Origin of the sequence: Halomonas sp. CH40 (assembly GCA_041875495.1) — a bacterium.
Lineage (GTDB): Bacteria > Pseudomonadota > Gammaproteobacteria > Pseudomonadales > Halomonadaceae > Vreelandella.
On the sequence record CP112982.1, the window covers coordinates 3,101,841 to 3,115,298 of the forward strand.

12 protein-coding genes are annotated in these 13,458 nt (G+C 57.0%); all 12 read right to left on the bottom strand.

Features of this window, described 5'->3' with window-relative positions; all coding sequences use genetic code 11:
• Positions 1–134 precede the first annotated feature (134 nt).
• Positions 135–770, bottom strand: a complete 636-nt coding sequence (locus OR573_14065) for a response regulator transcription factor (protein ID XGA79601.1) — start codon at positions 768–770, stop codon at positions 135–137.
• Entirely contained in the window at positions 770–2,239 is a 1,470-nt protein-coding gene (locus OR573_14070) for an HlyD family type I secretion periplasmic adaptor subunit (protein ID XGA79602.1), read from the bottom strand. Before OR573_14070 ends, OR573_14065 begins: the two co-directional genes overlap by 1 nt.
• A complete protein-coding gene (locus tag OR573_14075) occupies positions 2,239–4,386 on the bottom strand; it encodes a type I secretion system permease/ATPase (protein ID XGA79603.1) in 2,148 nt (715 codons plus the stop codon). The genes OR573_14070 and OR573_14075 overlap by 1 nt, the downstream gene beginning before the upstream one ends.
• Before the next feature lie 127 nt (positions 4,387–4,513).
• Positions 4,514–6,739, bottom strand: a complete 2,226-nt coding sequence (locus tag OR573_14080; GenBank protein XGA79604.1) for a TolC family outer membrane protein — start codon at positions 6,737–6,739, stop codon at positions 4,514–4,516.
• Positions 6,740–7,428: 689 nt separating this feature from the next.
• Complete coding sequence (locus OR573_14085) at positions 7,429–8,658, bottom strand: YeeE/YedE family protein (GenBank protein ID XGA79605.1); 1,230 nt, start codon at positions 8,656–8,658, stop codon at positions 7,429–7,431.
• A 142-nt stretch (positions 8,659–8,800) separates the two neighbouring features.
• Positions 8,801–9,823: a tryptophan--tRNA ligase gene (locus tag OR573_14090; protein ID XGA79606.1), complete on the bottom strand. Its 1,023-nt coding sequence runs from the start codon at positions 9,821–9,823 to the stop codon at positions 8,801–8,803.
• Positions 9,824–9,933: 110 nt separating this feature from the next.
• A complete protein-coding gene (locus OR573_14095; protein ID XGA79607.1) occupies positions 9,934–10,437 on the bottom strand; it encodes a hypothetical protein in 504 nt (167 codons plus the stop codon).
• Complete coding sequence (locus OR573_14100) at positions 10,437–10,994, bottom strand: prepilin-type N-terminal cleavage/methylation domain-containing protein (protein XGA79608.1); 558 nt, start codon at positions 10,992–10,994, stop codon at positions 10,437–10,439. Before OR573_14100 ends, OR573_14095 begins: the two co-directional genes overlap by 1 nt.
• Positions 10,995–10,996: 2 nt before the next feature.
• Complete coding sequence (pilV, locus tag OR573_14105) at positions 10,997–11,410, bottom strand: type IV pilus modification protein PilV (protein ID XGA79609.1); 414 nt, start codon at positions 11,408–11,410, stop codon at positions 10,997–10,999.
• Positions 11,411–11,446: 36 nt separating this feature from the next.
• Positions 11,447–11,824, bottom strand: a complete 378-nt coding sequence (locus tag OR573_14110; protein XGA81757.1) for a prepilin-type N-terminal cleavage/methylation domain-containing protein — start codon at positions 11,822–11,824, stop codon at positions 11,447–11,449.
• Between the two features lie 105 nt (positions 11,825–11,929).
• Positions 11,930–12,943, bottom strand: a complete 1,014-nt coding sequence (gene ispH, locus OR573_14115; GenBank protein XGA79610.1) for a 4-hydroxy-3-methylbut-2-enyl diphosphate reductase — start codon at positions 12,941–12,943, stop codon at positions 11,930–11,932.
• A gap of 41 nt (positions 12,944–12,984) precedes the next feature.
• Entirely contained in the window at positions 12,985–13,431 is a 447-nt protein-coding gene (fkpB, locus tag OR573_14120; protein XGA79611.1) for an FKBP-type peptidyl-prolyl cis-trans isomerase, read from the bottom strand.
• Between the last annotated feature and the right edge of the window lie 27 nt (positions 13,432–13,458).

A 13,458-nucleotide genomic window follows, 5' to 3' on the forward strand; every position in this document is an offset into this window, starting at 1 on the left:
AGATGTACCGCTACAGAGGATATGAGACAGGAAAAGGTAAGACGATAGAACAAAGCTGCTAGCGAATATCACCGAAGTGGATACTCGCTAGCAGCCTGAAAACATAGCTAAAATATTGATTTTATTTGTAGTTTTTAAACTCTTTCTTTAGCTGATACCTTCTCCGTCAATTTCAACATTAGCTGCATCCGATCCGTAATCTCAAGCTTATGAAAGATTGAAGTCAGGTGCGCCTTGACCGTGCGCTCGGTAATATTGAGGGTGCGTGCCACCTGTTTGTTACTCGCCCCTTGTACCACCGCCAGCGCAACCTCGCGTTCGCGTTCGGTGAGCTTGTCCAGCAGGGCAAGCCGGAGTTGCTGTTCGCCGTTGAGCGCTTGCCAGGTGTGCCCCATCACCTGGGCCATCAGGTCGGCCGGCACCCAGATACCGGCATTCGTCACCACGGTGGCGATCTGTTGCAGGGTGGCCACCGGGCTGAGCGCGTGGGCATAGCCTCGCGCCCCGGCTTGCAGGGCCTGCAGGGCATCGGCCTGCTGGGGGGCGTTGGCCAGCACGACCACGGCGCTCTCAGCGGAAAGACGTGTCACCGTCTCCAGCAAGGGCGCTGACAGGCGTTGCTGTTCGCTTTCGCAGACGACCCATACGATATCCGGCAGTGTTGTCAGGCGGGCTGCTTCAGGGGCGATCGCGACGACCTCAGCCTGTGGAAACGCTGCCTGCCAGCGGGGCTGTAAACGCGCGGCAGGGGTGATAAAGAGGTGGTTCATCAGCGTTCTCCCAATGAGTTATTCCAGGCCCGTAGCACCGGCTTGAGCAGAAACTCCATCACCGTGCGCTTGCCGGTCATGATGTCGACCTGGGCGGTCATACCGGGGATGACGTCTATTTCGTCGGTGTCGACCTGGCCTTCCTGGGTGCGCACCCGCACCTGGTAAAAGGTGTTGCCTTCTTCGTCGGTAATGGTGTCGGCGCTGATGTGCTCAAGTTCGGCGTCCAGCCCGCCGTAGACGGCGTAGTCGTAGGCGGTCAGCTTGACGGTGGCCGGCTGGCCGGGGCGCAAAAAGGCGATGTCCTGGGGAGCAATCCGCGCTTCGACCAGCAGTTGTTCGTCGCTGGGGACGATATCGACCACTTCCTGGCCGGGCTGAACCACCCCGCCGCGGGTGTTGATATACAGCTGCTGGACGACGCCGTTGACCGGGGAGCGGATTTCTGACAGTTGGACGCGGTCTTCCAGGCCGGTACTGGCTTCTTCAAGCGATTGGATATCCCCAATGGTGTTGGCCAGGTCATCCCGCCATTCGCTGCGCCGTTCGGCGCCGAGTTCACGCAGTTGGGATTGACTTTCTTCCACCGCGGCCTGCAAGCGGTCAATCGCGGCATTCGCTTGGTCGCGCTCGCCGCGGTTACGCGAGACTTCCCGCTCCAGGCGCAGCACTTCCACCTCGGAGACGGCGCCGGATTGCAGCAGCGGCCGGGTGAGCTGGAGTTCCTGGCTGGCCATGTTGAGCTCGCGGGAGGCGGTATCGCGGCGCAGCCGGGCTTCCAGCAGCTCGGCCTCACGCTGGCGGATGCGATCACGCAGCACGGTTTCCTGTTCGCGCAGTTCTTCCCGGTGGCTGTCGTAGGCTTCGCGCTCCTGGGCCACCACGGAGGGGGCGTCGCGAAGCAGGTCTTCATCAGGGGCAAAGGGGGTATCGGTGACCAGGGCGCGCAGCCGTTCGGCGCGGGCGCGCAGGGCCTGCACCTGGGACTGGTTTTCGCGGAAGTCCGAGACAAAGCGGGTTGGGTCGATTTCCATCAGCACTTGCCCGGTCTCGACCAACTGGCCTTCGCGTACCTTGATGGCCTGCACCACGCCGCCGTCAAAGGATTGCACCTGTTGCAGCTGCTGGGCGGGGATCACCCGGCCCTGGCCGCGGGTGACTTCGTCGATCTCGGCAAAGTACGACCAGGTGATCAGGGCGACCACCGCGAGCACTACCGTGTACAGAAACAGCCGGGCGCGCAGCGGGTTCTGCTGCATCCGCGCCCAGTCGGCGTCGCTGGCCCAGTCGCGGTTGAGGTGAGCCGAGGTCACCCGCTTGGAGAACAGCCGGTCCATAAAGGGGCGGAAAACCTTGCCGCCTTTGGCAGTAAAGCGGCCGAGGTTATCAAAGCTCTTTTCTTCGGCGGTTGGCTGCTTCCGAGTCGCTTGTGTCTCGTTTGACGTAGAGGGTAACGTTTGCTTGGCCATTAGCTGGCCCTCCCGATTTGCCCTTTGCGCAGCGCTTCCACCACCTGTTCGCGGGGGCCGTCGGCCATCACCTTGCCGCCGTCCATAACGATAATCCGGTCGACCAGGGAAAGCAGTGAGGTGCGGTGAGTCACCACGATCAGGGTTTTGTCGGCGGCGTAGCGGGTCAGCTGTTTCTTGAGCCGGTCTTCGCTGGCGTGATCCATGGCGCTGGAGGGCTCATCGAGCAGCAGCACCTGGGGCGCATGCACCACGGCACGGGCGATCGCAATCGCCTGGCGTTGGCCGCCAGAGAGCAGACTGCCGCCTTCCCCCACGGGTAAATCCACGCCTTGCGGGTGGGAACGCACCAGATCGGCCAGGCCGCTGAAGTTAATGGCGTCGAGCAGTTTGTCGTCATCCACGCCGTCGATACCGCCGCCGGCCACAATGTTGTCGCGCAGGGTGCCGTAGAACAGGGTAATGTCCTGGGGCACATAGCCGATATGGCGGCGCAGTTGCAGGGGGTCGTACTGGCGAATGTCCACGTCGTCGAGCAGCACGGCACCGCTGGTCGGCTGGTAAAACCCCAGCAGCAGCTTGTTGAGGGTGGATTTGCCGGAGCCAATCCGCCCGATCAGGGCGACTTTTTCGCCCGGTTTAAGGCGGAAGCTGACCTCGCGCAGGGCATCGCGTTCTTCATCCGGGTAGCGCAGTGAGACGCTGTCGAAGCGAAGGTCGCCCTGCACCACGGGACGGTCAATGTAGCGTTTGCTGTCGGTGCGTTCCTGGGGTTTGTCCATCACGCCGTTGAGCGCTTCCAGGGCGGTGGCCGACTGGTGGTATTGGGCCATCAGGCCGGCGGCCTGGCTGATCGGCGCCATGGCCCGGGAGGACAGCAGGTAGGCGGCAATCAGGCCGCCCTGGGTCAGGTCGCCTTCAATGATCAGGTAGACGCCGGTGATAATGATCACCACCGAGACGGTGTGCTGGGCCCAGAGCGCCACACTGGTCACCGAGGTGCTGACCAGGCGCAGCTGGGCGGCGGTACGGGACAGAAAGGCCGAGGCCCGTTCCCAGCTGCCCTGCAGGCGGCTTTCGCCGCGCAGGGCCTTAACGGTTTCCAGATTGCCCACCGCTTCCACCAGAGTGGAATTACGCTGGGCGCTGATCCGCCAGGTGGTCTCGGAGAGTTCGTGCAGCTTGCTTTGGGCGGCCATGGCGTACAGCAGGACAAACACCGCGCCCACCACAATCGGGATCACCAGGGGCACGCCGATCAGGGCAATGATGGTCATGAACAGCAGCACAAAGGGCAGGTCCACCAGGGCAACGATGGTCGCCGAGCCGATAAAGGCCCTGACCGCTTCAAACGACTGCAGGGTGGAGGTAAAGGAGCCGGTAGAGGCCGGCTTGGCTTCCATGCGCATGCCCAGTACCCGCTGCATGATCGACGAGGTCAGCTTGACGTCCGCCCGGCTGGCGGCGAGATCGACAAAGAAGTTGCGCATCAGGCGCAGGGCCAGATCAAAGCACAGCACGATCAGAATGCCCGCCGCCAGCACCCAGAGCGTCTCGGTAGCCGCGTTGGGCACCACCCGATCGTAGACGTTCATCACAAACAACGGCATGGCCACGGCAAACAGGTTGATCAGCACCGAGCCCAGAATCACATCCCGATAGAGCTTGCGGTTTTCGCGGATCACGCCCCAGAACCAGTGGCGCTCGCGGGACTGTTTGACTTCCGGCCCGCGGGCGTCAAAGCGGAACTTGGGGCGCACATAGATGGCCTGGCCGCTGTAGGCCTCTGCCAGGCCGTGCAGGCTGATATCGGTGGTGGCGTCGCTAAGTTCCGGAAAGCTGACCGTCGCCTGCCCGCTACTCAGGTCCACCGCTTGCAGCAAGCAGGCACGGCCTGATTCCAGCAGCAGGATGACCGGGAACAGCGCCGGGTTCAGCTCGCCCAGCGGGCTTTTGATAATCCGCGCGGTCAGGTCAGCGCGGGCAGCGGCACGACCCACAACGCCCGGGGTCAGCTTGCCCTCTTCCAGCGGCAACCCCGCCCGCAGGGCTTCCCGGGTGGTCTCGTGATGGTGCTGGTGGGCAATACTCAGCAGGCATTCCAGCAGTTCATCCGCCTCCGCCAAGGTCGCTGGCTCGTCTGGCATTGAGTGGCTTTCGTTAGGCACACAGACCTCTATCTAGGGTAGGATCAGCATTTAGCAGCACGCTCACTCTGACCACTCCGCTTCCTGTTCAGGATGCAGAGTGGCCGGCTTCATTAAACGCGATTAATTAGCTGCTGACAGGGAAGGCATCGTGGTAGCCCAATGAATCGAGCTGACGGCGCAGCTCCATGGCACTGCCATTGGTACCCACCTGAACACGGAAGAAACCACCCCCATTGACCACGCGAACCGGCCCATCAAGACGCTGTTGAAGAGAGCTCTGCAGCTCACGTGCAGATTCCTCGTTGCTCAATGCCATAACCTGCAGATAGAAATTGGCGGTTGACTGATTAGCGGTTTGGCGCATGGCTTGCGCGGGTTGCTGACGCGACGAAGTTGACCCGGCGTAGCTCGCATTCAAGCTGCCCTGCTGTTGCTCAGCAGATAAGGTCGGCACAGGTTGGGCGCTCCGAGTATCGGTTACCATATAATCGCCGAGTTCACTCAAGGTTTCCAGGGTCACCTCAACGCGACGATTTTGGCGTCGCCCTTGCGCTGTGTCGTTGCTTGCTACCGGCTGGCGGGAACCGAACCCTTCGGTTTGTATCAGGCTGCCGTTTACCCCTTGCTGGATAAGGAAGTTGGCGACACTCTCAGCACGCCGACGTGACAAAGGCTCATTAATCGCGTCATTCCCTGTTGTATCCGCATGTCCAGCGATATAGATGCGCCCAAGATCTTCGCGACCACGAATCTGATCGACCAGCTGCATCAGCTCCGAACGCGCTTCTGCACTAAGCACCGCACTGTCAATAGCAAACAATGCATCTGCCGACAGAATAGCATCCGGTGCACGGGTAGGCTGTGCTGTCACATCACCTACCAGGTCGGCTAACGTAAAGCCTTCCGGGCCATCAACCGGGCACACGGTTTCCGGGTCGATATTGACACCCTGACTGTTAAGATCAGACAGGCTCGGGATATCACCGTTAGCCACTTCCAGGGTTTGCAACAGCTGCCCCATCGAGGCCAGTGTACGCGCATCCGCAATCAGCACGTCATATTCAGCGTTAACGTAAGCGCGGCTGGCTTCGAAGTATTCGTTTTCACTGTCAAGCACGTCCAACAAGGTACGCTCGCCAATATCAAATTGCTGCTGATAGGCACCGCGCACGCGGTCAATTGACTGACGGTGCTGGTTAAGATATTCCATCTGCTCGCGCAGACGCTGGGTATCGTTGTAGGCAATCTGGGTAGTCTGGCGAATGTTATGACAGATCAGCTCACGTTCATTAACTGCAAGATCAATACGCTCACTGGCTGCGCGGAAAGAAGCCAGGTCAGAGCCCCCACGAAACAGGTTAACGCTGGCCACCAGCTCAATGCTTTGCTCATCACGACGCCCCTGCAGGCCTGCATCGCTGTTATTGTTGGTGCCAGTACGCCCAACAATATCCATACGCGGCTGAAAGCCAGAGCGAGTCACATCCTGCTGAGCACGGGCTGCGTCAATATTCTCAATGGCCGCATGAAATTCCGGGTTACCTTCAAAGGCTAGATTGACCGCGTCAGTGACCGAAGGTGGCAAAAACCCAGCCATTTCAGGCGCCTGTTCAAGGTTTTCAGCAGGTAAATCACCCACTATGCGCTTATAGCGGGCTGACACATCGTGAAGGTTGGAAGCCTCTGTCATCAGATTGGATTCGGCCAATGCCAGTCGGCCAGATATCTGTTCAAGATCCACGCCCCGTCCTGCCCCTGAGAGAGCACGCTCTTCAATCTGATTATAAACCCGCAGATGCTCGGCATAGTTATCCTGCGCCAAGCGCACCAGTTCCCTGTGACGTTTGACATCTGCGTAGGCACGGGCAGCTTCAAGGGCGACCTGCTCACTGGCATCCAACAGTTCGTAGTAACGTACTAGACGTGCCTTGTTGAGACGCTCAACTTCATTGGCCGTTGCAAAACCATCAAATACCATCTGATTGAGTTCAAGCTGCACAAAATCGCTATCAAAGCTGCCTCGACCATCCCCTTCCACACTTTCACGCCCGATACCTGCTGTGGCATCAAGCGTGGGCAAAAAACCTCCGCGCGCTTCATCGGTATCAAAGCCTGCAGCACTAAACGCTTGGAAGGCAGCCTTCACTTCGGGGTTCTGAGTAATAGTTTGCTGGACCACAGAGCGTAGATCGGCGGAACCTGCTGCCGACATACCACTGGGCAACGACTGAGCCACGGCCTGTGTCAACGGCAACAGTGCCAAGCCCCCTCCTACAAAAGCCGCTGTAGAAAGCAGTGTCGCTTTGCGAACCGCTGACTTGCCTAGTGTGTACATTGGTTTCATATCCATTTTTGATCCCTTATGTGTCACTCAGTCGGGCTATTTCAGCAGGACTGTTGATGAAGACGTTGTGGTGAGCGCACGCAGTGCCTGGAGAAACATTTTTTAATTATTTTCTTCCGGCACCAAGCTTTTGGACGATTTATAGCCAGCCGCTTCAGACATTGCCTCTACGTCCATCAAGAGCAAAATGACCCAGTCGCGCGGCGCAAAATTTTTTGCATGGAACAGATAAATTTTATTTAAGTGCTGCCAGAGTATTTCAATGCTATAAGCAATATAACGTAACCCGATTTAACATTCCAATCCACGCAAAAAATTTTCGCCTAAAAAAATCTGATAAATTCTCACGCAATTAGGGTTACATTCTGCCTTATTCCTAAGCACGCTTTAGAACAACCACATCATCCACCATAGCACCTGCTATCAGGAGACAACTTCCACTCAGCGCTACTGATACGAATATTTTTTTACTTTCTAGCGTAGGGTCTGTTGATGTTTCATCACGGCCGCGATGAAACATCAACAGACCCTACGCTTCCGCCAATCATTTCAATGACCCACAAGCCATCGGCTACATAAGTATTATGTTTATAAATTAAATCTTAATAACCTAAGACCCCTTCAGTTCAATTGAATGTATCCATGCGAATTGCTTAAAAAAAACCCCGATCACTGATCGGGGTTTTCAATATGGGCTAGCACCCTTTGGCGGTTGGAGCAGGTTGCCGCTCACCCGGGAAGAACAGTGGCCGTAACCGAACGCCTGCCATGTTGCCGGCAAAAGCGGCAATCAGCCATATCCAGCCATGCAGGCTCCCGGATGCAATACCACTGAAGTAGGCGCCAATGTTACAGCCAAATGCCAGGCGGGCTCCGTAGCCCAACATGATGCCGCCAATCACTGCGGCTGCAACTGAACGTAAAGGTATCCTGAAGTTAGGCGCAAAGCGCCCAGCCAGGCTCGCCGCCATCAAGGCACCCAGCATGATGCCCACGTTCATGACGGTAGTGATATCGCCCCAGATGCTGGAATTCAATGCGGCTGCATTCCATGAAGATTGCCAGTAACCCCACTGGGTGACATCACCGCCAACCAGCTGATACGCCTTGGCTCCCCACAGCGCAAAAGCCGATGTAATACCCCAGGGGCGGCCTGCCAGTGCCAGAGTGGCAAAATTCAACAGCGCCAATGCCACTGCCCCAAACAACAGCGGCCAGGGGCCACTCAACCAGCGTTCAGCCCCTTGCTTGTTGACGACGCTGGTACGCTCAAGCTGTCCATGACGACGTTTCTCCATTACCACCGTAAAGACAGCAATGGCGGTGAAAAGCGCAAGGCTAATGGCGATACCTCCCCAGGCGCCAGCAAGTTTGACCAGCGAGACAGGTGCAAAGGCCGGCAAGCTTTGCCACCAGGCAAAATGTGCTGAACCAATCACTGAACCGACAATAAAGAACACCAGCGTGATCAGCATGCGGGCATTGCCGCCACCGGCAGTAAACAGGGTGCCTGACGCACAGCCACCGCCTAGCTGCATTCCCACGCCGAAGATAAAGGCCCCCACAATCACTGAAAGCCCAATCGGGGCGACAAAGCCATAAACAGAGGTACCAAACAGCGAACCAGCATCCAGCGCCGGGAAAAACAGCACAACCGCAAGGGCCAGCATCACCATCTGGGCGCGTAAACCGCGCCCTTTGCGTTCAGTAATAAATACTCGCCAAGCGGCAGTAAAACCAAAGGCCGCGTGGTAAAGCACCATACCCAGCAGGCCACCTACCAGCATCAACAGGCCGTTACTGGCATCAAACACCATACCCACCAATAGGGAGCCAAGAATAATCAGGGCGCCAGCCGCCAAGGCCAGGCGTGAAGGTGGCGAAGCCGTCAGGGATGAAGAAACAGGGGAGGAAGCGGTCGACATGGTAATCACCTTGAGCAACTCGAAGTAAAAGCGCCGGCTGAAAAACCGGCGTTAAGTAGACGAATTGATTCAGGTTACCGTGGAGGTTAAATAGCGTAAAATTACTTATTCAAAGATTAATAGACAAAAAAAGAATATCAGCTTAGATAAAGCGCCCAAGACCGGCGGCACTGCGCAATTTATCCATGGTGATGGCAGCTTCTTCACGGGCGCGCTCGGCGCCTTTCTGCAGTACCGCCTCAATATGCGCTGGGTCTTCCATCAGCGCATTGTAGCGCTCACGGGGTGCTTCCAGATGGGCATTAAGATATTCAAACAGCTGATTTTTGGCATCTCCCCAACCAATACCCTGGGCATATTGCTCGCGCATGGCAGCCACGTCTGACGCTGAGGCAAAGGCCGCATAGATCTGAAACAGCGTGCAGGTCTCCGGGTCTTTTGGCTCGCCAGGTTCCAGCGAATTGGTCTTGATCTTGCGCACCAGCTTCAGCAGTTTTTTCTCACTGACAAACAGCGGAATAGTATTGTTATAGCTTTTCGACATCTTGCGGCCATCCAGGCCCCCCAACACTTCCACTTTTTCATCCACCACTGCTTCCGGCAGAGTGAAGTACTGGCCTTTGTAGAGATGGTTAAAGCGCCCGGCGATATCCCGCGCCATCTCAATATGCTGAATCTGATCACGCCCCACCGGCACCTTGTTGGCATTGAACATCAGAATATCCGCCGCCATCAGCACCGGATAGCCAAACAGCCCCATGGTAATGCCTTTATCCGGGTCCTGGTTACCCGCTTCTTCGTTTTCAGCTACCGCCGCTTTATAGGCATGGGCGCGGTTCATCAGCCCCTTGGCGCACACGCAGGACAGCATCCAGGTCAACTCGGGGATCTCGATGATATCCGATTGACGGTAGAAGATGGCGTTATCGGTATCGAGCCCCAGTGCCAGCCAGGTGGCCGCGATTTCCAGCCGCGATTGCTGTACGCGTTTAGGATCCTGGCACTTGATCAGGGCGTGATAATCAGCCAGAAAATAGAACGACTGGACGTCAGGGTCCTGGCTGGCTTCGATTGCCGGTTTGATCGCTCCGACATAGTTGCCCAGGTGCGGCGTACCTGTGGTGGTAATACCGGTAAGAACGCGAGTTTTGCTGGTTGGATGCATGCGGTTAAGGCTCTTGGTCAAATGCGCCAATGATAACGCGACGCCTGCGCCAAGGCGACCATCGCCAACCGTCAATCCATGCCTGAATATTCAGCGCTAGTTGCAACAGGCTATAACGCATGCCAGCGTAGCGTCGCGGCTGCGTCAATCTCATCATACAGACGGGTCATCACCAGAGTCCGGCTGGCAATTGCGCGCGCCCTGGCCTGATCAACCAACTGTGCACGCAGCAAGACGGTGGCCGTGACGCTGTGCTCAACCGCCACGCCATCGATAACAACGTCAAACTTATCTCCATCGTTCAGACAATGGCCGGCAATGCTGTCAACACATTGACGACACTCAAGCTGTACGGCTGGATGTACATCGCTGAAAGCGTTAAAAACGCCCCAACCGTGTTGGCTTACGCAGGTGGCAAGCGCTGAATTCGCCGGATTTTCCAGTAGCATGACGGCCGCACCTTCGCTGGCCATCTGCACCAGCGCCGCCGCACGGTAGCTGGCCGCCTGCTTATTTTCCAGCAAGCTGGCATGCATGGCTGAAATACCTATTAGGGCGGTACTGGCCAGCAGCATCATAACAATCACCAGGGCTACGCCGCGCTGCGCCTGCATCACTTACCTCCTGTGAGCACTGTCCTCGCATCATGCTGAGCCAGTGCAGCAACCCTGCTCTGCACGTTGAAGACAATGGTTTCATAGCCCTGGGAGTTATCAGCGCCAAGCTGCAGAGTCAGCTGATAGCGGCCCTTGCCTTTCGCCTCTACGGCAAACGCACTGTCATCATAAAAGCCACTGATCAACGGCTGGCTGGTTTTCCATCCCCCAGGCTCCCTGCATTCGCTGAGGGTCAGTGAATAACCGCCTGAGGCGACCGGATTGAGGTAATAACGTTTATCCAGATCGGACGTGTCACAGCTGGATAGCGCATCCTTGGGCACCGCCAGCCTGATGGCATGGCTTTCGTGAGTGGCCGTATGGGCATTGCGGATATCGCGGATCAGCGTTTCCGTCACAAAAATCAGGGTTTCCTGACGACGGCTTAAGGCATCTACCTGCTGAAAAGTGGTCAGTGCTGACAAGTAAAGCTGCCCTGCCCCGAGGATGATAAGCACCGCGATGGCCAGAGCGACCATCAGCTCCACCAAGGTAACCCCCGCCTGACGGTTCATGATCAGGCATCGCTCAGGTCGGGCAAGTGGAAGGTATAGGAATAAGCAGGGTTACCATCGTTCAGGGTAACCTCAACTTCAAAGATACAGCCGGAACCTTTGAGATGGCCGCTTAGCGCCGCAAGTGGTGTCTGGCTATCGGCAAACCAGGCGGCTTGCCAGTCACTTTTGACACTGGCGGTAAGCCCGCTGCAGTTGCCATCCGCGGAATTTGCCAAGGCGGCCCAAAGACGCTCCTGGGCATCAATAGCCGCCAGGGTAGCAACACTGCGCTGATAGCTTTGGGTGGCATTTTTCAGCGCATTCAGCTGGAGTGCAGCCATCCCCAACAGCCCAAAGGCCAAAACTACCAGCGCTACCAAGACTTCTATCAGCCCAAAACCCGTTTGTCTGCTCGCTGCGATTCGATATGCCATTGTGCCTCCCTGCACATGCGCGATGTCGTCCCATGATTACCAGCATTCTTGCGGTGCACGCTCTCCGAGGGCATTGAGGGTGATGGCGCCGTCACAACCATCTTCACGTTCTGTGGTTGCGGTTAGCGTAAATCCACCATCATCGCCATCGTCCGTCGTCAGCTCGATATCATAATTGTCATCTGGAGATGCATCCGCAATGTTCTCACAATCAGTATAGGCATAGTTTCGCGAATAGCAGCGTTCCATTTCTGAGGCGGCCTGTAGCAGCCCTGCGTGGGCATCGCTGCGCAGGGAACGCTCCACATAGGCGGTATAGCGCGGGTAGCCGATGGCTGCCAGTATTCCGATGACAGCCACTACAATCAGCATTTCGATCAGTGTAAAGCCGTGCTGAAAGCGTCCAGCACGCAGATGTAAAACGTAGGGAGAGTAAGATGACACGGGGCGCTCCATAAGCTGCGTGGGTATACAGGCAGTATGTCGCAAGCCCCGGATGATTGCATTAGAGAGAAAGCGCTAGCTGCTGGCAATAACCCTTTCGCGCAGTTCGCTGGGCATTGAAAACGTGATCGTTTCCTCACGCCCCGCCAGCTCCTGTGGCGCTGTCGCACCCAGTGACTGCAGCCGCTCAATCACACCTTTTACCAGTACTTCAGGGGCACTGGCGCCGGCGGTGATGCCGATACGGCTGACGCCTTTCAGCCAGCTTTCGTCAATCTGTTCAGCGTCATCCACCAGATAAGCGGCCGTGCCCATACGCTCAGACAGCTCACGCAAGCGGTTGGAGTTGGAACTGTTGGCACTGCCGACGACCAGCACCAGATCGCTATCTGCGGCCAATTCACGTACCGCATCCTGACGGTTCTGGGTGGCGTAGCAGATATCGTCCTTGCGCGGCCCCTGAATTTCGGGGAACTTGTCGCGCAGGGCATCAATGACCCGAGCGGTATCATCCATGGAGAGCGTGGTCTGGGTAACAAACGCCAGGGTTGTCGGGTCATTGACTGTCAGGCGAGCCACATCCTCTTCGTCTTCGACCAGATAGATGCGCCCCCCTTTCGAGTCATCGTAGCGACCCATGGTGCCTTCCACTTCAGGGTGGCCCTCATGGCCAATCAGAATACATTCCTGACCGCGCTTGGCGTAGCGCAGCACTTCCATATGCACCTTGGTGACCAGCGGGCAGGTGGCATCAAACACCTTGAGACCGCGGCGCTCGGCATCCTGCTGCACCGCCCGGGAAACGCCATGGGCCGAGAAGATCACGATGACGTCATCCGGCACTTCATCGAGTTCCTCAACAAATACTGCCCCACGTTCACGCAGGGTATCGACCACATAGCGATTATGTACCACTTCATGACGTACATAGATCGGTGCGCCAAACACATCCAGCGCACGGTTGACGATATCAATTGCCCGGTCGACGCCCGCGCAGAACCCGCGCGGGTTGGCCAGCTTGATCTGCACCGGTTGAGTTGGCTCGGAAAGCTCTGTTGCACCTTGTGATGAAAGCTCTGGTGACTGCATAAAAGCGCCTTGATGCCTCACGCATCGGTTAGTAAATAAAACTAGTGTTTGGTGACCGGCGTTACATTCAGCACTTCAACTTCAAACGTCAGCGTACGCCCTGCCAGCGGGTGGTTGAAATCCACCTCGACCCGCTCGTCATCAATGGTTTTGACCACACCGGGCAATTCAGTTCCCGCTTTGTCGGCAAACGACATCACCATGCCAATCTCGGGTTCCTGGTCACCAAAGTCTTCACGTTTGAGGGTCTGGATATTTTGCGGATTATGCTGGCCAAAGGCATGCTCAGGCGTAATGGTGTAGCGCCCGCCCTGGCCAACCCCCAGCCCCTTGATCGGGTTCTCAAAGCCCGGCGGCAGGTTGCCATCACCAAACTGGAAGGTGGCCGGGGCTTTTTCACGGGTTGAATCCACTACCGTGCCATCTTCAAGCGTCAAGGTGAAGTGCAGGGTAATTTCCATACCATCATCAATCAGATAATCGCTCATCGGTAATCTGTGCCCTTGAAAAGTAGA

Bases quoted from the DNA above. Each gene is read 5' to 3' on its own strand.
- OR573_14065 (XGA79601.1), bottom strand. From the start codon at position 770: ATGAACCACCTCTTTATCACCCCTGCCGCGCGTTTACAGCCCCGCTGG.
- OR573_14100 (XGA79608.1), bottom strand. From the start codon at position 10,994: ATGAACCGTCAGGCGGGGGTTACCTTGGTGGAGCTGATGGTCGCTCTG.
- ispH (XGA79610.1), bottom strand. From the start codon at position 12,943: ATGCAGTCACCAGAGCTTTCATCACAAGGTGCAACAGAGCTTTCCGAG.
- OR573_14075 (XGA79603.1), bottom strand. From the start codon at position 4,386: ATGCCAGACGAGCCAGCGACCTTGGCGGAGGCGGATGAACTGCTGGAA.
- OR573_14085 (XGA79605.1), bottom strand. From the start codon at position 8,658: ATGTCGACCGCTTCCTCCCCTGTTTCTTCATCCCTGACGGCTTCGCCA.
- OR573_14095 (XGA79607.1), bottom strand. From the start codon at position 10,437: ATGCAGGCGCAGCGCGGCGTAGCCCTGGTGATTGTTATGATGCTGCTG.
- OR573_14070 (XGA79602.1), bottom strand. From the start codon at position 2,239: ATGGCCAAGCAAACGTTACCCTCTACGTCAAACGAGACACAAGCGACT.
- pilV (XGA79609.1), bottom strand. From the start codon at position 11,410: ATGGCATATCGAATCGCAGCGAGCAGACAAACGGGTTTTGGGCTGATA.
- OR573_14090 (XGA79606.1), bottom strand. From the start codon at position 9,823: ATGCATCCAACCAGCAAAACTCGCGTTCTTACCGGTATTACCACCACA.
- fkpB (XGA79611.1), bottom strand. From the start codon at position 13,431: ATGAGCGATTATCTGATTGATGATGGTATGGAAATTACCCTGCACTTC.
- OR573_14080 (XGA79604.1), bottom strand. From the start codon at position 6,739: ATGGATATGAAACCAATGTACACACTAGGCAAGTCAGCGGTTCGCAAA.